This is a genomic window from Trinickia terrae (genome assembly GCF_005144415.1).
In the GTDB taxonomy this organism is placed as follows: Bacteria; Pseudomonadota; Gammaproteobacteria; order Burkholderiales; family Burkholderiaceae; genus Trinickia_A; species Trinickia_A terrae.
Genome location: NZ_SWJE01000014.1, coordinates 176,999 through 195,414, shown reverse-complemented (window position 1 = coordinate 195,414; position 18,416 = coordinate 176,999). Strand labels below are relative to the sequence as shown.

General features: G+C 66.0%; 17 protein-coding genes and 1 tRNA gene. 4 read left to right on the top strand and 14 right to left on the bottom strand.

Translation table 11 applies throughout. The features are described 5' to 3' along the window. Positions 1 to 27 precede the first annotated feature (27 nt). Together mrdA and rodA are read left to right on the top strand one after the other, a co-directional pair. The gene (gene mrdA / locus FAZ69_RS24335; protein ID WP_136897648.1) at positions 28 to 2,352 is read left to right on the top strand and encodes a penicillin-binding protein 2; all 2,325 of its coding nucleotides are present in this window, start codon (positions 28 to 30) and stop codon (positions 2,350 to 2,352) included. An 11-nt stretch (positions 2,353 to 2,363) separates the two neighbouring features. Beyond that, positions 2,364 to 3,512, top strand: coding sequence for a rod shape-determining protein RodA (rodA, locus tag FAZ69_RS24330; RefSeq protein WP_136897647.1), 1,149 nt, complete (start codon positions 2,364 to 2,366; stop codon positions 3,510 to 3,512). A 76-nt stretch (positions 3,513 to 3,588) separates the two neighbouring features. On the opposite strand, the gene FAZ69_RS24325 is transcribed toward rodA, so the two are convergent. The 14 genes from FAZ69_RS24325 to def all read right to left on the bottom strand — a co-directional run bounded on the left by FAZ69_RS24325 (position 3,589) and on the right by def (position 16,428). Beyond that, a complete protein-coding gene (locus FAZ69_RS24325) occupies positions 3,589 to 4,236 on the bottom strand; it encodes a tetratricopeptide repeat protein (RefSeq protein WP_240702453.1) in 648 nt (215 codons plus the stop codon). Positions 4,237 to 4,322: 86 nt separating this feature from the next. Then, positions 4,323 to 5,105 (bottom strand): HpcH/HpaI aldolase family protein, encoded by a 783-nt coding sequence (locus FAZ69_RS24320; RefSeq protein WP_136897646.1) that lies wholly within the window; start codon positions 5,103 to 5,105, stop codon positions 4,323 to 4,325. A gap of 182 nt (positions 5,106 to 5,287) precedes the next feature. After that, a complete protein-coding gene (gene queD / locus FAZ69_RS24315; protein WP_136897645.1) occupies positions 5,288 to 5,734 on the bottom strand; it encodes a 6-carboxytetrahydropterin synthase QueD in 447 nt (148 codons plus the stop codon). Between the two features lie 7 nt (positions 5,735 to 5,741). Further along, positions 5,742 to 6,374, bottom strand: coding sequence for a 7-carboxy-7-deazaguanine synthase (queE, locus tag FAZ69_RS24310; RefSeq protein WP_136897644.1), 633 nt, complete (start codon positions 6,372 to 6,374; stop codon positions 5,742 to 5,744). 33 nt (positions 6,375 to 6,407) lie between these two features. Then, positions 6,408 to 7,139, bottom strand: coding sequence for a 7-cyano-7-deazaguanine synthase QueC (gene queC, locus FAZ69_RS24305; RefSeq protein WP_136897643.1), 732 nt, complete (start codon positions 7,137 to 7,139; stop codon positions 6,408 to 6,410). Between the two features lie 470 nt (positions 7,140 to 7,609). Next, positions 7,610 to 7,685 (bottom strand) — tRNA-Phe (locus tag FAZ69_RS24300). A 58-nt stretch (positions 7,686 to 7,743) separates the two neighbouring features. After that, a complete protein-coding gene (gene esaR, locus FAZ69_RS24295; protein ID WP_136897642.1) occupies positions 7,744 to 8,433 on the bottom strand; it encodes a response regulator transcription factor EsaR in 690 nt (229 codons plus the stop codon). After that, positions 8,434 to 10,836: a sensor histidine kinase gene (locus FAZ69_RS24290; RefSeq protein WP_136897641.1), complete on the bottom strand. Its 2,403-nt coding sequence runs from the start codon at positions 10,834 to 10,836 to the stop codon at positions 8,434 to 8,436. Further along, positions 10,826 to 11,416 (bottom strand): DUF4390 domain-containing protein, encoded by a 591-nt coding sequence (locus FAZ69_RS24285; RefSeq protein WP_136897640.1) that lies wholly within the window; start codon positions 11,414 to 11,416, stop codon positions 10,826 to 10,828. Before FAZ69_RS24285 ends, FAZ69_RS24290 begins: the two co-directional genes overlap by 11 nt. Further along, entirely contained in the window at positions 11,413 to 12,864 is a 1,452-nt protein-coding gene (gene rsmB / locus FAZ69_RS24280; protein WP_136897639.1) for a 16S rRNA (cytosine(967)-C(5))-methyltransferase RsmB, read from the bottom strand. Before rsmB ends, FAZ69_RS24285 begins: the two co-directional genes overlap by 4 nt. 270 nt (positions 12,865 to 13,134) lie before the next feature. Next, positions 13,135 to 13,992, bottom strand: a complete 858-nt coding sequence (gene htpX / locus FAZ69_RS24275) for a zinc metalloprotease HtpX (RefSeq protein WP_136897638.1) — start codon at positions 13,990 to 13,992, stop codon at positions 13,135 to 13,137. A gap of 114 nt (positions 13,993 to 14,106) precedes the next feature. After that, the gene (locus tag FAZ69_RS24270; protein ID WP_136897637.1) at positions 14,107 to 14,748 is read right to left on the bottom strand and encodes a LysE family translocator; all 642 of its coding nucleotides are present in this window, start codon (positions 14,746 to 14,748) and stop codon (positions 14,107 to 14,109) included. 136 nt (positions 14,749 to 14,884) lie between these two features. After that, positions 14,885 to 15,874: a methionyl-tRNA formyltransferase gene (gene fmt / locus FAZ69_RS24265; RefSeq protein ID WP_136897636.1), complete on the bottom strand. Its 990-nt coding sequence runs from the start codon at positions 15,872 to 15,874 to the stop codon at positions 14,885 to 14,887. A 50-nt stretch (positions 15,875 to 15,924) separates the two neighbouring features. Then, on the bottom strand, positions 15,925 to 16,428 hold the full coding sequence (gene def / locus FAZ69_RS24260) for a peptide deformylase (RefSeq protein ID WP_136897635.1): 504 nt from the start codon (positions 16,426 to 16,428) through the stop codon (positions 15,925 to 15,927). Positions 16,429 to 16,643: 215 nt separating this feature from the next. Between def and dprA the strand changes: the two genes are divergently transcribed. After that, complete coding sequence (gene dprA, locus FAZ69_RS24255) at positions 16,644 to 17,912, top strand: DNA-processing protein DprA (RefSeq protein ID WP_439654793.1); 1,269 nt, start codon at positions 16,644 to 16,646, stop codon at positions 17,910 to 17,912. Between the two features lie 118 nt (positions 17,913 to 18,030). Then, on the top strand, positions 18,031 to 18,408 hold the full coding sequence (locus FAZ69_RS24250; RefSeq protein WP_136897634.1) for a thioredoxin family protein: 378 nt from the start codon (positions 18,031 to 18,033) through the stop codon (positions 18,406 to 18,408). Positions 18,409 to 18,416: the final 8 nt, after the last annotated feature.

Here is an 18,416-nt window from a genome sequence, read left to right as displayed (position 1 = left end):
GTTTCGAATCCGTAGCACGGTACTCGCATGACCGAATTCAAGGACACCCAGCAACAGCTCTCCCGGTTCCGTCTGCGCGTCGCGGCGGCCGGGGTGTTCGTGTTCGTCTGCTTCGGCCTCCTGGTGCTGCGCTTTCTCGACCTGCAGGTCTGGCACTACAGCAAATACTCGCTGCAGGCCGAGGAGAACCGCATCTCGGTCGCGCCGATCGTGCCGAACCGCGGCATCATCACCGATCGCAATGGCGTCGTGCTCGCCAGGAACTACTCGGCGTACACGCTCGAAGTCACGCCGTCGAAGATCGACGACACGCTCGATAACGTGATCGACAAGCTCTCCACGGTCATCTCGATCGACCAGCGCGACCGCCGCCGCTTCAAGAAGCTGCTCGAAGACTCGAAGAACTTCGAGAGCCTGCCGATCCGCACCCGCTTGACCGACGAGGAAGTCGCGAAGTTCACGGCGCAGCGTTTCCGCTTTCCCGGCGTCGACGTGCGCGCGCGCCTGTTCCGCCAATACCCGCTCGGCACGACGGCGGCGCACGTGATCGGCTATATCGGCCGGATCTCGCAGCGCGACGCGGAGCGCATCGACGCCATCAGCGACCAGAACGACAGCGACCCCGATCACTACGATCCGCGCCTCGACGCGAACAACTACAAGGGCACCGACTACATCGGCAAGATCGGCGTCGAGCAGAGCTACGAAACCGAATTGCACGGCATGACCGGCTTCGAGGAAGTCGAAGTGACGGCGGGCGGGCGCCCCGTGCGCACGCTCTCGCGCACGCAGGCGACGCCGGGCAACAACCTCGTGCTGTCGCTCGACATCGGCCTGCAGCAGGTCGCCGAGCAGGCGTTCGCGGGCAAGCGCGGCGCGCTCGTCGCGATCGAGCCCTCGACGGGGGACGTGCTCGCGTTCGTCTCGTCGCCGAGCTTCGATCCGAACTCGTTCGTCGACGGCATCGATCAGCAGACCTGGGACGAGCTCAACAACTCGGCCGACCATCCGCTCCTGAACCGGCCGCTGCACGGCACCTATCCGCCGGGCTCGACCTACAAGCCGTTCATGGCGCTCGCCGCGCTCACCCTGCACAAGCGCACGCCGAGCTGGGGCTTCCAGGACCCGGGCTCGTACACGTTCGGCGGCCACACGTTCCGCAACGACGTGCCGCAGGGCCAGGGCTGGATCGACATGAACCGCGCGATCATGGTGTCGAACGACACCTACTTCTACATGCTCGCGCACGACCTCGGCGTCAACGCGATCGCCAACTTCATGAAGCCCTGGGGCTTCGGGCAGATCACCGGCATCGACATCGCGGGCGAGGCGCGCGGCGTGCTGCCGTCGACGGACTGGAAGAAGAAGGCCTACCGCAAGCCCGAGCAGCAGCGCTGGTACGAAGGCGAGACGATCAGCCTCGGGATCGGCCAGGGCTACAACTCGTACACGATCCTGCAGCTCGGGCACGCGACGGCCACGCTCGCCAACAACGGCGTCGTCATGAAGCCGCACCTCGTGAAGGAGATCGAGAATCCGATCAGCCACGATCTGCGCCTGACCGTGCCGAAGGACAACGGCCGGATCAACGTGACGCAAGACGATATCGACGTCGTCAAGCGCGGGATGGTCAACGTGACGGCCAATCCGTCCGGCACCGCGTATCTGCTGTTCCGCAACGCGCCTTACGTGACGGCCGGCAAGACCGGGACCGCGCAGGTGTTCTCGCTGCAGGGCGCGAAGTACCACGGCCACGCGCTCGCCGAAAATCTGCGCGACCACGCGCTCTTCATCGCGTTCGCCCCCGCCGACAATCCGCAGATCGCGGTCGCGCTGGTCGTCGAAAACGGCGGCTGGGGCGCGCAGGCCGCAGCCCCGATCGCACGCCGCGTGCTCGACTTCTGGCTGCTCGAGCGCCAAAAGCCGGGCGCGGAAGCTGCGGCGGTCGCGGCTGCGGCGTCGGCGACGCAGGCGATCACCGTGCCGGTGATCGGCGCGTCCGATGCCGCGGAAGGCTCGGAGCCGCTCGTCAAGGTCGCGGCGGGGTTCACGGCGCTGCCGTCGCCAGTGCCGCCGAAACCCGCTCTGGCGGTGGGGGCGTCGGGCGCTGATGTCGCTGTGGGGGGCTTCGGCGCGGCCCCCGGGCCGGTTGTCGGCTCAGGCTCAGGCTCAGGCGCTGCCGCGGCGGCGGGCGCATCGGGCGCGGTCGCCGCGCCGGCGAAAAAGCCCGCGCCGCGCAAGCCGCGCCCCGCCAGCGAAACGCCCGACGTCGCTATCGCGCCGCCGTCGCGCGACGAGAACGCGCCGTCCGCCGCCCCCTCCACGCCGGCCCCGTCCGGCATCGACGAATAACGGAGAAAGACATGCAATTCGACAAGCGTGTCTGGCTCGAACGCGTCAAGCAGATGTTCGTGGGCTTCGATCGCCCGCTCGCGCTGACGGTGTTCCTGCTGCTGTGCGTCGGCATCGTCACGCTCTATAGCGCGACGCTCGACATGCCCGGCAAGGTCGAGGACCAGTTGCGCAACATCCTCTTCACCTTCGCCCTCATGTGGGCGCTCGCCAACTTGCCGCCCACGACGCTGATGCGCTTCGCCGTGCCGCTCTATACGGTGGGGATCGCGCTGCTCGTCGGCGTCGCGGTGTTCGGCATCACGAAGAAGGGCGCGAAGCGCTGGATCAACGTCGGCGTCGTGATCCAGCCGTCCGAGCTCCTCAAGATCGCCACGCCGCTCATGCTCGCGTGGTACTACCAGAAGCGCGAAGGCGGGCTGCGCTGGTGGGACTTTCTCGTCGGCTTCGCGATACTCGCCGTGCCGGTCGGCCTGATCGCCAAGCAGCCGGACCTCGGCACGGCGATGCTCGTGTTCGCCGCGGGCCTCTTCGTCATCTACTTCGCTGGACTGTCGTTCAAGCTGATCGCGCCGGTGCTGGCGGCCGTCGTCGTCTCGGTCGCGCTGATCGCGACGTTCCAGGACAAGATCTGCCAGCCCGAAGTGCAGTGGCCGCTCATGCACGACTACCAGAAGCACCGCGTCTGCACGCTGCTCGACCCGACCTCCGATCCGCTCGGCAAGGGCTTCCACACGATCCAGGCAGTCATCGCGATCGGCTCGGGCGGCCCGCTCGGCAAGGGCTGGATGAAGGGCACGCAGGCCCACCTCGAATTCATCCCCGAAAAACATACCGACTTCATTTTCGCCGTGTTCTCGGAGGAGTTCGGGCTCGCGGGCGGACTCGTGCTGCTCGTGCTCTACATGCTGCTGATCGCGCGCGGACTCTATGTGGCCGCCAACGGCGCGACGCTATTTGGGCGCCTCTTGGCCGGGTCGCTCACGATGGCGTTTTTCACCTACGCGTTCGTCAATGTCGGGATGGTGAGCGGGATTCTGCCGGTCGTCGGCGTGCCGCTGCCGTTCATGAGCTATGGGGGCACCGCGCTCACTACGCTCGGCGTCGCGGTCGGACTCATCATGAGCGTCGGGCGGCAGAAGCGGCTCATGAAAAGCTGAACGCCGCGCGCCGGGCTCGAGGCCCTGGCAGCGCGGCGTTTTCGGGTTCGCTTGCCGGTTCGATCGCGATTGGCGGTTACTGCGGCTTCGCCTTCTGCTGTAGCTGCGCGCTGAGCTGCTGGTACTTCAAGCGCGCTGCCGGATCGCCCTGCGCCGCCGCGGCCGCGTAGTAAGCGCGCGCCACGTTCAGGTTCTGTTCGACGCCGTCGCCGCCGAGCTCATAGAACGACCCCGTCACGTATTGCGCGGTCATGTCGCCGCCTTCGGCGGCCTTCTTGTACCAGACGAACGCCTGCTTGTTGTCGCGCGACGTGCCCCGTCCGTCGAGAAACTGATTCGCAAGCGCCAACTCCGCCTGCACGTGACCTTGCTCCGCCGCCTTCAGGAACCAGCGATGCGCCTCGGCCGGATCGCGCACGACGAAATCGCCATCGTCGTACATCTTGCCGTACACGTACTGCGCGTGCGACATGTTCGCGTCAGCAGCCTTCTTGAGCCACTTCTTGCCTTCGTCGACGTTCGCCTTCGTCCCCTCGCCGTTCAGCAGCATCATCGCGTAGTTGAATTCGGCGAGCCGGCTGCCGCGCTCGGCGGCGTCCCGGAACTCCTTGAGCGCAACGGGAAGATTGCCGGCGTTGTAATCGGCGACGGCCGTCTGCGTTTCCGCGTCGGGGGCCTCCTGCTTCACTGTCTGCGCATGGGCCGCGCCGCTCATCGCCAGCATGCCGCACAGCGCGAGGCCCACCCAGGCCGAGATGGGCTGGGCCATCGCGGCCCGAGCCGCCTTCGCCCGCGCCTTTTCTCGTTTGTTCATGACCGCACCTCCTGTAACGCTTGACGCGTTGCGCGCAGCAGCCAGACGACGTCGGCGCCGAGCGCGATGAAACGAAAGCCGGCGTCGCGATATTGGCGCGCGCCGGCGCTATCGAGCGCGAAAATGCCCGCGGCGACGCCGGCGCGCTGCGCCGCGTCCGCGATCCGCGCGATCGCTGCCTGCACGTCGGGGTGCCGCGCATCGCCAAGATGGCCCAGGCTCGCGGACAAATCGCCAGGACCGACGAACAGGCAATCGACGCCCGGCGTCGCCGCAATCGAGTCGACGTTTTCGAGCGCGCGCGCCGACTCGATCTGCACGATCGTCGCGATCTGCGCATTGGCCGTCAGCGCGTAGTCGCGGCGCATGCCGAACGCCGCTGCCCGCACCACGCCGGCGACGCCGCGCAGCCCATCGGGCGAATCCGCGTGCGGGTACTGTGTGAGGCGGACCGCGTGCGCAGCCTCGTCAGCCGTTTCGATGTTCGGGAACATGATCGTGCGCGCGCCCGCGTCGAGCACGCGCTTCACGAGCCACGGGTCCTTGGCTGGAACGCGCACGACGGGCTCGCTCGGCAAATGCGCGGCAGCGATCGCGCGCAACTGCGCCGTGACGTCGCCGGAATCGTTCGGCGCGTGCTCCATGTCGATGCAAAGCCAGTCGAAGCCGGCATGCGCAAGCGCCTCGGCCGCATTCTCGCTGCCGAGCGATAGCCAGAGCCCATACAGCGGGTCGGCTTCCTTCAGGCGTTGCTTCAGGGGATTGGTCAGGGCGCTCATTTGCGCACTCCTCGCGCGTGCGCGATGCAGCACGCAATGCGCCCGACGAGGCGGGCTTTTCGCCCGTTTGTCCCGCTTGGGACCAAGGTCTCCGGCATGTGTCGCTCCGTGGTTTTATTCATGAGCGCGCCGGGCGGACCGGCGCGCTCATGTAGGAGCGATCATACCGTGCCAAAAACGGCTCAGCCGCGGACCACGTCGGCCCAGCAATTCGGCGTTTCGTAGAGACGCACACGGTGCAGACGCAGGTTCACGCCGTAGTGCGCGTCGTAGACATTCGCAAGCACGTCGAACGCGACCGCCGCGAGGTTCTCGACAGTGGGAATGCGATCGAGCACCACGGTCTTGTGGCCTGGCATCGAATCGAGAAACTCGCGCACCTTCGTATCGCCCTCGAAGACGAGGAACGCGTGATCCCAGCGATTGACGAGATGCTCCATCGCCAGCGATTTGACGTCGGCGAAGTCCATCACCATGCCGCGGTCCGGCGCGCCTTCCGTTTCGACCACGTCGCCTTGCAGCGTGATTTCGATCACGTAGCGGTGCCCATGCAGGTTGCGGCACTGGCTGCGGTGGTCAGGAATGCGGTGGCCCGCGTCGAATTCGAGTTTTCGGGTAATCGTCAGCACGGCAGGGTCACGGAATATTCAGGTACTTGTGGGTTTGCATCGACAAACGCCATTGCGGGTGGCGCTTGCACCAGTCGATCGCGAGCTTGGTGTTGAGATCGCGCGACGGGCCGTCCATCGGCTGGACGAGGAAGTGGTCGAAATCGAGCTTCGCGTAGTCGGCGAGGCGCTGGTTCTCCTGCGGAATCACCACCTTCAACTCGTTGCCCTTGGTGACGACGAGCGGCGCATCGGCCTTCGGGCTCACGCAGATCCAGTCGATCGTCTCGAGCACCGGCAGCGAGCCATTCGTCTCGATCGCGATCTCGAAGCCGGCCGCATGCAAAGCATCGACGAACGGCGGGTCTATCTGCAGCATCGGCTCGCCGCCGGTGCAGACGACGAAGCGATGCCCCTCGCCCTCGGGCCACAGCGACGCAATCAGCGCGACCAGTTCATCCGCACTCTTGTACTTGCCGCCGTTCTCGCCGTCGGTGCCGACGAAGTCGGTATCGCAGAAGCGGCACACTGCCTCCGCACGGTCTTCCTCGCGGCCCGACCACAGATTGCAGCCGGCGAACCGGCAAAACACGGCAGGGCGGCCGGCATTGGTGCCTTCGCCCTGCAACGTGTAGAAGATTTCCTTGACTGCGTATGTCATGCTGCTCTCTGTGTCGTTCTCGACCGTGGCCGATCAAACCGGCTCGGTCACTTTCTCGCCCGCGAGAAACGCCTCGTAGCCGCGCTTGCGCAAACGGCACGCCGGACATTCGCCGCAGCCGAAACCCCAGTCGTGCAATTCGGCGCGCTCGCCGACATAGCAAGTATGCGTCTCGACGCGCACCAGCTCGACGAGCGCATCGCCGCCCAACTCCTGCGCGAGACGCCAGGTATCGGCCTTGTCGAGCCACATCAGCGGCGTTTCCAGCACGAATCGGCTGTCCATGCCGAGATTCAGCGCGACTTGCAGCGCCTTCATCGTATCGTCGCGGCAATCGGGATAGCCCGAGAAATCCGTCTCGCACATGCCGCCGACCAGCACCCGCAGTCCGCGCCGATAGGCGATCGCTGCGGCGATCGTCATGAACATCAGGTTGCGGCCCGGCACGAAGGTATTCGGCAGACCGTTCGCCGTGGCCTCGATCTGGATTTCGCGCGTCATCGCGGTATCGCTGATCGAGCCTAGCACGGACAGATCGATCATGTGATCGTCGCCGAGCCGCGCGCCCCAAGCGGGAAACGTGCGCGCGATCGCGCTGCGAAAACCTTCGCGGCATTCGAGCTCGACGCGGTGCCGCTGACCGTAATCGAAGCCGAGCGTCTCGACCGTCTCATAGCGATCGAGCGCCCATGCGAGGCAAGTGGCCGAATCCTGGCCGCCGGAAAACAACACGAGCGCGCTGTTCTTAGCGTCTGTCCGAGTCACCGTGAAACTCCAAGAGTGATGAGGGCTCGCGTCGCGCACGGCGCGGTGCGGCAACGCGTGCCGGCGGTGCCGGCTCAAGCAGTATAGGTCGCACCGTTTTGCGTCAGGCGGCGCGCCGCTTATACCGCTGATCGCCGGCTGCGACGCGACGCATCAAGCTGGCCAGGAGACGAGCACGCAGCGAAATCCGCTGCCGCAAACAAAAAAGGACTTGCGGGACACATGCGGCAAGTCCTTGTAATTGCAAGATTTTATCATGTCGTCTTGGAATGGCGCTGGCCTCTGCCTGCCGCCCGGCTCGCGCTCATCAACTGATGCGCTCGCCAGCCTTGCATGGGACCCGAGTAAGTGCTCGGCATGGGGCCGGAGTAAGTGCTGAAGCACCAACTCCGGCCGACAGCTGAAGCGTCAACTCGGGTCGACATACGAAAAACCCCAAGAACCTCGCGATTCTTGGGGTTGGATACTGCTGGTGGCCTGGGGCGGAATCGAACCACCGACACGCGGATTTTCAATCCGCTGCTCTACCAACTGAGCTACCGGGCCACGAAGAAGCGAGAGTATAGCAAGGGTTTTTGCCGTCCTCAAGCCCTTTTTCGAAGATTTATTCTCCCTTGTTCTTGCCGAGGTCGACGCCAAGCTGCTTGAGCTTGCGATACAGGTGCGTGCGCTCAAGCCCGGTTTTCTCCGCAACGCGCGTCATGCTGCCGTTCTCGCGCGCGAGGTGATATTCGAAGTACGCGCGCTCGAATGCATCGCGCGCGTCGCGCAACGGAATGTCGAACGAGATCGACGCCGTCTGGGCGGGCAGGCCGCCGCTTGCGCCATTCTCCGCGCCGGCCATCGGCAGCGCCGCCGCCGAGGCGATCGCCGCGGAGTTGACGGGCGCCGCCGGCTTGGCCGCGGCGCCGCCCACGGGCAGCGCCGCCCCGCCGCGCGCCAGCCCCTGCTCCACGGCCTTCAGCAGCTTCTGCAGCGCGATCGGCTTTTCGAGGAAATTCAGCGCGCCGATTTTCGTCGCCTCGACCGCCGTATCGATCGTCGCGTGGCCGGACATCATGATGACGGGCATCGTGAGCTGCCCCTGCCCCGCCCACTCCTTGAGCAGCGTGACGCCGTCGGTGTCGGGCATCCAGATGTCGAGCAGCACCAGATCAGGCGCCTGACGCAAACGGAAATCGCGCGCCTGCTGCGCGTTTTCCGCGACCTCCACGAGGTGTCCTTCGTCGGCGAGGATCTCCGAGAGCAATTCCCGGATGCCCATTTCATCATCTACCACCAGGATGGTTGCCATTTACGCTGCCCTTGTCTGCACTATTGCTTTTGTGTTTCCCGGCGCCCGGGCGCCGTGCGATGGCGCGTGCTCCGCACCGGGCGAAGCGCCATCGTCTGCCATCTGGAGAAACAGTATCGAGATCTGCGCCCCTTCGATCACGTCGCCCGCTTTCACGCGGTTGCGAATGTCGATGCGTGCGCCATGTTCATCGACGATCTTCTTGACCGTGGCGAGACCGAGTCCCGTCCCTTTGGCCTTCGTCGTCACGTAAGGTTCGAACGCGCGCGTCAGGATGCGCGCGGGGAAGCCCGCACCGTTGTCCGAGACGGTCAGGCGCACGGCGACGCGCACGGTGCCGTCCACGTCGGGGTCGCCATATTCTACTGTCTTGGTTTCGAGCAAAACACGCGGATTTTCGACATCGGCCACCGCGTCCTGCGCGTTTTGCAGCAAGTTGTGAATCACCTGACGAAGCTGCGTGGCATCGCCGCGAATCACGGGCAGCTCGGAAAGCTCCACGCGGATCGCGCTCTTGCCCTCCTCGATGCCGTAGAGCGTCAGCACTTCCGACACCAGCTCATTGAGCTGCAGATTCCCGAGCACCGCGGGCGGCGTGCGCGCGTATTCGCGGAAATCGTCGACCATCTGCTTCATCGCCGCGACCTGGTTCACGATGGTCGTCGCGCCACGCTTCAGGACGTCGGCGTCGGGCGGCGCGAGCTTGTCGGCGAGCTTCATCTGCAGGCGTTCGGCGGAGAGCTGGATCGGCGTGAGCGGGTTCTTGATCTCGTGCGCGAGACGACGCGCGACTTCGCCCCATGCAACCGAGCGCTGCGCCGAGATCACGTCGGAGATGTCGTCGAACACGACGACATAGCCCGCCGTCTGCACGTCCTCGATGTTCTCGGTGCTCGACACGAGCCGCGCCCCGCGCACGAGCAGTGTCAGCGGCTCGGTCTCGCCCGCGACCGGCACCGCGAACTGCTGCTGCCAGTGGCCGTCGTCGGCCATGCCGTTGGTGCTCGCCGCATCGCGGTCGGCAAACGCCTTCTTCACCAGCGCGCCGAACTCGGCCAGCACGCCGATGTGATCGAGCGAAGCGCCCAGCATCGATTGGAACGGCTGCCGGAAGATGCGCTCGGCACCGCGGTTGGCTGTCGTCAGGCGGAACTGGCGATCGAACACGAACACGCCGGCCGTCAGATTCGCGAGGATGCTCTCGAGATACGCCTTCGAATGCTCGAGCGCCACGCGGTTCTTCTCGACGGCGGCGCGCGCCTCGGAAAGCTGGCGCGTCATCGCATTGAACGACTGGGTGAGAAAGCCGAGCTCGTCGCGCGACTTGATTTCGCGCTTCGGCGTGTAGTCGCCCTCGGTCACTTCCTTGGTCCCTTGCGCGAGCAGGAACAGCGGCCGCGCGAGCTGGTTGCCGAGCGCGAGCGCCAGCATCATCGCGATGAAGGTCGCGAGAAAAAGCGCGAGCGTCAGCGTGCCGATGTACATCTTGCGCAAGCCGGTGCGGCCGAGCGCCTTCTCCTGATACTCGCGATAGGCGCGCTGCACGGCATCGGCGTTGCGCGCGAGCGTAGGCGAAACGGGCTGCGTCAATTGCAGGAAGCGTTCGGCCGGCTGCAGGAGCGACGTGCTCGAATCCGGAATGCGCTGCACGATGCGCAAGCGCAAGGCGCCTTTCGAATTCGCGTCGCCATCGACCTCGCCTTCGATCGCCGCATAACCACGGCCGCGCGCCTGGTTGAGCATTAGCTGCGTCGGCAAGTCGTCGGGCACGAGCGCGGCGTAATTGCTCGTCGCCTGAGCGACGACGTGCAGCTCCGGCGTCGCGCCCGAGACCGTGCGCACCGTTTCGACGAGCGTCGCGTCCTGCACGCCGAACTGGTCGCGCAGACGCAAGAGCGTGAGCGTCATGCTCGAAGGATCCGTGCTCGCGAGCTGCTCGGCCATCATGCGGCCCTTCGTCTGCAAGTCCGACAGCGACGCGTCGAGCATGCCCCGCCCCAGGTTCAGGCCGGATGTCAGCGCGGTCTCGACGTTGACGTCGAACCACGATTCGATGCTGCGCGACACGAACTGATACGACACGATGTAGATGATGCCGCCCGGCACCACGCCAACGAGCGCAAAGAAGATCGCGAGCTTCGCGAGCAGCCTCGTGCCGAACTTGCCCTTGCGCAAGCGCGCGACGATCATCACGACGAGCGTCACGACCACGAGCAGGAAGATCAGCGCGACCACGATGTTGGCTGCGTAGAGCCACGAGTAGTAGCGGTCGAAGAATTCGGTGTTGGCGCTCGCGGCGGCGAGCAGCACGAGGAGCAGGATCGCGGTGACGGCGACCGTCGACACGAGCAGCCGCACGACGACGCCCTTCGCTCCCACGGATCGGCGGACTCTATTTAGCACGTTCAGCCACCGTGAAGTTAAAGCGCTTCCAGTCGGAAGCGAGCGCCCAGTCGCGGTTGTTGACCGCATCGACCTGGAACGGCTTAGGCATTAGCGCGGTATCGAGCTGCATCCGTACGGACGCGTTGTAGGTGTCGCCCGGCTGCACCTGATTGCGGTCGATCACGTGCCACGACGTCACGTGCTTGATGACCGAGAGCGCCTCGTCGAGCGACGAAAAACCGAGCTGCAAGCCGCCGCTCGACACGCGGTACTCGCGCGTGAGCGGCTGGAACGACAGGCGGATGGTCTGCGACACGGACACGGGCTGCTCGTCGAACCAGTACCAGCGCGGACGGCTCAATTCGAAATCGGTCGTGAAGTAGAGCGGGATGCCTTTGTTGACGGCGTCTTCGAGGCTGCTGTTGAGCTCGAAATCGAAGCGGGCGTCGAGGTTCCAGCCGGTACCGTCCGCTTGCAGCGAGGCGCGCTGCACGGAGATCGGATCGGCGCACGCGGGCCCGGCTGCGGCGAGGCAAAGGGTCAGCGCGATCCAGAGCGCGGCCGCGAGCCGTAGCGGAAAAAAGCGTTTGATCGTCACCGTTTCTGAAAGCGCGCGTAGAAGAATCCGTCGTGGTCTATATCCGAACCCGTGCGCTGCCCGAGGCCGGCTGCACTCGGGAGTTCAGCCGCGGATCCGGCTTGTTCGCGGGCAAGAACCGGCACCAGTTGCCCCGGAGCGTCCAATCGTACCGCATCTTCATGCGCGCTTTCAAACCACCGCGCCTGCAACTCGCCCTCTTCCGGAAAGATCGAGCAGGTAACGTAAAGCAACTCGCCGCCTGGTTTCACGAGCGGCCACAACGCCGAGAGAATACGCCGCTGCTCGGCGGCGAGCGCCGCGATATCCGATTCGCGCCGCAGCCAGCGGATATCCGGATGGCGGCGGACGATGCCCGATGCCGAGCACGGCACGTCGGCGAGAATGCGGTCGAACGGCGCCCCGTCGTGCCATTGCGATGGGCTGCCGGCGTCGCCGATGCGCACGTCGGCTTCGAGCCCGAGGCGCGTCAGGTTTTCGCCGATGCGCTCCGCGCGGGACGGGTCGCTTTCGAGTGCGACGAGGTCGACGTCGGCCAGCTCGAGCACGTGCCCCGTCTTGCCGCCGGGCGCCGCGCAGGCGTCGAGCACGCGCATGCCGTCGCGCACGGCAAGCCATTGCGCGGCCAATTGCGCGCCCGCGTCCTGCACGGACACGACGCCATCGGTAAAGCCCGGAATGCGTTCGACGGGCATCGGCGTTGCCAGGCGCACTGCGTGAACGCCGGCCAGGGTCGCGTCGATTTGGTGTTCGCGCAGCGTTTCCAAATAAGCCTCGGCTGTCGCACGGCGCGCGTTGACGCGCAGCGTCAGCGGCCCTTGCCGATTGCCCGATTCGAGAATGTCCTGCCAGCGATCGGGCCAGGCGCGCTCGACAGCGTCGATCCACCATGCCGGATAGTTCCAGCGCGCGACGCGGTCCGCGCGGAACTCGTCCAGCAGTGCGTCGCGCTCACGCAGGAAGTTGCGTAGCACCGCGTTGACGAGCCCTTTCGCAAAGGCGAACTCGCGTCTTGCGCCGATTGCCTCCACGGCTTGGTCGACGACCGTAAACGGCGCATAGGCGGCGGTGCCGGCCTCGTCGGAAAGCAGCGCGAACGCGCAGCTCAGCATGTTGCCGACATGCGCCGGCGGCGCCTTGTGAACCAGTTTCGCGACAAGCCAGTCGACGCTCGCAAGACGGCGCAGCGTCCGATAAGCGATGTCCTGCACGGCACCGCGAGACAACGCGGCGTGGGCGACGCCCGTCGATGCGTGCAGCGCGGCGAGGGCTGCCGGCAGCGCGCTCCCCTCACGCACTGCGCCGACCGCCTGCGCGGCTCCGTCGAGCGCGAAGCCCAGAGAATCGGGTGCAAGATGCAGCGCCGACAGGCGCCCTTGCCGCACCGCAGCCTGTTTCTGCGCGATGGACGATTTGGAATGGCGACGTGCGGAGGATCTTTGAGTCATGGAGAAGATATGAACGTGCCGCGCGGATCATCGCATGGCGCAACCGCAATACAAGCGCGGCATTGTAGCGTGGCGCGGCATGCCATCCGTCTTACGGATGACGTCTCGCCGACGCGGCTGGCTGCGTCGATTGCGGTCTCGGCCGAGACGTTCGATCAGATCGCGCGCTCCATCAATCAAAAGGGCAGGCCTCTCGGCCCGCCCCGGCGTCTGCGGCTCGATCAGGCATCGAAAGCCTGCGCCCCGCAACAAGCTACTGCACCTCGAGCGTCAATCGAAACGCCCCGTACGAGCCATTTCCGTTAAGCGGGCAATCCGCTCCTCGGTTGCCGGGTGAGTCGAAAACAGATTCGCGATGCCGCCGCCCGACAGCGGATTCATGATCATCATCTGTGCAGTTGCCGGATGCGCTTCCGCAGCGGCGAACGGAATGCCCTGCGCGTAGCGGTGGATCTTGTCGAGCGCCGAGGCCAGCGCTTGCGGATCGCCGGAGATCTGCGCGCCGCCGCGGTCGGCTTCGAATTCTCGCGCCCGCGAAATCGCCATCTGGATCAGCGCTCCAGCGATCGGCGCGAGCAGGGCCACCGCGATGCTCGCGATCGGATTGGTTGGACGCCCTTCTTCGTCGCGCCCGCCAAAGAACATCGCGAAGTTCGCGAGCGCCGAGATGGCGCCGGCCATTGTCGCGGAGATCGTCGAGATCAGGATGTCGCGATGCTTCACGTGCGCGAGCTCGTGCGCCATCACCCCGCGCATTTCGCGCTCGGACAGCAAGCGCAGGATGCCCGTGGTGGCCGCGACCGCCGCATGCTCGGGGTTGCGGCCCGTGGCGAACGCGTTCGGCGCGTCTTCGTTGATCAAGTAAACGCGCGGCATCGGCAATTGCGCGCGCGTGGCCAACTCGCGGACCATGCGATAGAACTGCGGCGCACTCGCTTCGTCGACTTCCTGCGCGTTGTACATGCGCAGGACCATCTTGTCCGAGAACCAGTACGAGAAGAAATTCATGCCGAGCGCGACGAAGAGCGCCAGCATCATGCCGCGATGCCCGCCGATCATCCCGCCGATCACAATGAACAGGGCCGTGATCGCGGCCATCAGCGTTGCCGTTTTGACCCAATTGAACATGCTTGCTCCTAACCGTTTGCGTGCGCCACGCTTTGTTCCGCCCGATGTGGCGAGCGGATGATTGTAAGGAATATGTTGGATAAGGGCAGGCGCAAATAATTCAAATTGATTCGATCAATGCCGCGCGGTCGCGAGCTTGATGCCGAGCCCGACGAACGCGCTGCCGACGCCGCGGTCCAGCCACCGCTTCACCGCCGGCTTGCCGCCCAGCCGCTGCGTGACGCTGCCCGCGATCCACGCGACGAAGCTGTTCCACACCATGCTCATCAACACGAACACGACGCCGAGCGACAAGAAAGCGAGCGCCTTGTGCTCGCTTTCCGCAGCGACGAATTGCGGGAAGAACGAGACGAAGAACAGCACGACTTTCGGGTTCAGCACGTTGGTCCAGAACCCCTGCATGAAGAGCTGCTTGAGCGACTTCGGACCGCCCGCCGCGCGCGCCTTGCCAGCCGCCTCGGCCTGCTCCGGCTTCGCGAAGATCAGGCGCACGCCGAGATAGATCAGGTACAGCGCGCCGACAAACTTGATGACCGTAAAGGCAGTCGCCGATGCCGCGAGCAAGGCGGTCAGCCCGAACGCGCAAGCGAGCGAATGCACGCAGCAGCCGGCCGAAATGCCGAGCGCCGACATCAAGCCCGCGCCTCGTCCCTGCGCGACGCTGCGGCCGACGATGTAGGCCGTGTCCGGCCCGGGCGTCACGTTGAGCAGGAAGACGGCGGCGATAAAAAAAGCGAAGTGGACGATGCCGAACATGGCGAACCTGGGATGGCGTGGAATGACGTGGATGGAACGGGGATGCACGGAAGATTCTAACGCGCGCCGCGGACGCCGCGCGAGCTGGCCTAACGGGCAAGGCGGCGCGTCCACGCCCCGCCCGAAGCAGCGTTCATCAAGACTCAGGCAAGCCGAAGCGCTGCCCCGCCGACAGCGCCGTGCCGGCAAGAAATTCGCGCACCGGCAGGCGCTTGCCGCCCGGCTTCTGCAATTGTGTGAGACGCAGCGCGCCTTCAGCGCATGCGACGACGACACCGTCCGCGGAAACGTCGACGATCTCGCCCGGCTCGGCCGTGCCATCGCCTCGCGCGACAACAGGCTCCGCCGCCCAGATTTTCAGCGCGGTGCCGTCGCCGAGCGTGGCGACGCCGCCGGGAAACGGATCGAACGCCCGAACCTGCCGAGCCAGAACCGCGGCCGGACGGCGCCAGTCGAGCGCGGCCTCGTGCTTGCCGATCTTTTCGGCGTAAGTCACGCCGCCCTCGGGTTGCGGCGTCTCGTGCAGCGTGCCGCTCTTCTCCAGCTCGACGAGCGCGTCGGCGATCAGGCGCGCCCCAACGGCTGCAAGCTTGTCATGCAGCGTCGCGGTCGTGTCATGGGCCTCGATCGGCACGCGCCCGACCGTCAGCATCGCGCCTGTATCGAGGCCCACATCCATGCGCATCAGCGTGATGCCGGTCTCGGCGTCGCCGGACTCGAGCGCGCGATGAATCGGCGCCGCGCCGCGCCAGCGCGGCAGCAGCGAAGCGTGAATGTTGATGCAGCCGTGCCGCGGGATATCGAGCACTTCCTGCGGCAGCAGCAACCCGTAGGCCGCGACCACCATCACATCGTGCGGCGTTGCCCGCAGTTGCTCGATGGCGGCGGCGGCTTCGGCAGGAAACTTGCCGGCGCGGCGCAACGACGGCGGCTGCGCCACGGCGAGCCCATGCTCCTGCGCATAGCGCTTGACGGCGCTCGCTTGCAACTTCATGCCGCGCCCGGCCGGGCGGTCGGGCTGCGTGAGCACGAGCGGCACGGGAAAACCAGCGGAGTGAATCGCGGCTAGCGCCGCCGCGGCAAATTCCGGCGTGCCTGCAAAAACGACGCGCAACGTATGGGCCATGGGTTCGAGGTCGAATGGGAAGCGAAGGAGCGCGATGCGAGCCTAAGGTTTTACATCGCGTGCGCGAGCTTTTTCATCTTCGTCTTGATACGCGTCTGCTTGAGCGGCGACAGATACTCGACGAACACACGCCCCATCAAGTGATCCATTTCGTGCTGGATGCAGACCGCAAGCAGCCCCTCGCAATCGATCTCGAAGGTCTCGCCCTTCTCGTTGAGCGCGCGCACGCGCACCTTTTCGGCGCGCTCGACGCTGTCGTAGATGCCCGGCACCGACAAGCACCCTTCCTCGTTGATCTTGCGCTCGTCGCTCGACCAGATGATCTCCGGGTTGATGAACGCCAGCAGCTGGTCATGCGTCTCCGAGACGTCGATCACGATGACGCGCTCGTGCACGTCGACCTGCGTCGCGGCAAGCCCGACGCCAGGCGCGGCGTACATCGTCTCGGCCATGTCGGCGACCAGCTTGCGGATGCGGTCGTCGACGGCCTCGACCGGTTTCGCGATCTTGTGCAGGCGTTTGTCGGGGTAGTTGAGGATGCTGAGTAAGGCCATGGTCGTGAATGTGGTCGGATGCGGTCGCGCAAAGCAATACCGTGACGAAAAAAGCCGGATGCGGCAATAGGCCGTTCGGCCGGCTTGCGGGCCCGCGGCCGCGTCTCGAAGATAACGGCTGAATGCACGATTCAACCCACATTGCTCGGACACAGCCACGAACACCGCGTATGTGCGCGGCGCTGCATTGTATTTCGGATGATGAAAATTTTAGCATGCTGCCTGTCTGTCCGCAGGCGGCGCTGGAGGCTCGCCTTGCCATGCACGCCCTGCCGATGACCGACACCGAACTCGCCGCGTGGCTACGGCTCGCCACGGCGCGTGGCCTGACTCCAGCGGCGCTGCGCGGGCTGCTCGACGCGTTCGGCATGCCCGAGGCGGTGCTGGCTGCGCCATTTCAGGCGCTGGCCGCCGCCGCGGGCGAGGCCGCCGCGCGGGCCGCGCTGGCCGAGCCGCCAGCGGGCTTTGCGCAACGGCTCGCCGATACTGCGCGTTGGCGGGCCCAGCCGGGCAACGCCATCGTCGCCCTGAGCGACCCTGCCTATCCGCCCGCGCTCCTCACGATGCCCGATCCGCCGCCGCTGCTATATGTAAAGGGCCGTCTGGAGTTGCTGCACGCAAAGTGCGTGGCCATCGTCGGCAGCCGCAATGCGACGCCGCAGGGGCTCGAAGACGCCGCCCGTTTCGCGCAAGCCCTGTCGGACGCCGGGCTCACCGTCGTCTCGGGGCTCGCGCTCGGTATCGACGGCGCCGCGCACCAAGGCGCGCTCGCCGGGCGAGGCAGCACAGTCGCGGTGATCGGCACCGGCGCGGACCTCGTCTATCCGTCGAAGCATCACGCCCTCGCCCACCGGCTGGCCGCGGACGGCGCGATCATGTCGGAGTGGCCGCTCGGCACGCCGGCGAAATCCGCGCACTTTCCGCAGCGCAACCGGCTGATTGCGGGCCTCGCGAGCGGCGTGCTGATCGTCGAGGCCGCGCTGCGCTCGGGGTCGCTGATCACAGCGCGGCTTGCGAACGAAATGGGGCGTGATGTCTTCGCGATTCCAGGCTCGATCCATGCGCCGCTTTCGCGCGGCTGTCACAAGATCATCAAGGAAGGCGCGAAGCTCGTCGAAACACCGGAGGACATCCTGGAGGAGCTCGGTGGCGCTGTGCCGGTACGGTCGCCGCCGGACTTATCGAAGGGAACGCGTCTGGTGAGCGAGTCCGCGCCGCCCGCGACCGAGCCGGGCTCCGAATATGTCCGCTCCACACCGCCGGAAGCCGCGCCAACGAAACGAAGCGCGCCCGCCTCGCCGCCGGACCCACAGGCCCAGCGTCTGCTCGACGCCCTGGGTCACGCTCCCGCGACCCTTGAAGTCCTCGCCGCCCGGACCGAGATGAACGAAGCCGCCCTGCAAGGCACGCTGCTGCAACTGGAGCTCGCCGGGAGGCTGACGGCGCTTCCGGGCGGGCGCTTCGCGCGCATCGAACGCGGCTAGATCCAGAGCGTGCCGCTGGCGCCGGCCTCGGCGCGCCAGCGAACGCGCCGCCCCGTGAGAGGCGTGCTACAGTCGCCGCAAGCAGTTCGCACTTCGGAAAAGAACGCAAGGAAATACCATGCCAGCGCTGAATCTCGACACCGACGCAGACCGGATCGCCGAGCGCATCAACGACACCGACACCCTGCTGGTCGCCTGCCTGTGCGCGGAATGGTGCGGCACCTGCCGCGACTACCGCGCCGGCTTCGACCGCCTCGCCGACGCCCACCCGAATGTCTGCTTCGCCTGGATCGACGTCGAAACCCACGCCGACCGCTTCGAAGACCTCGACGTCGAGAACTTCCCGACGATCCTGATCGAAGACGGCATCACCACACGCTTTTTCGGCACCGTGCTGCCGCACCTGTCGATCATCGAGCGCATGCTGACCGACTTGACCGCGCTGCCGGACTCCAACGGCGCCCCCAAGCTGCGCCCGGCCCTGGCCGCAGCCTGACGCCGCAG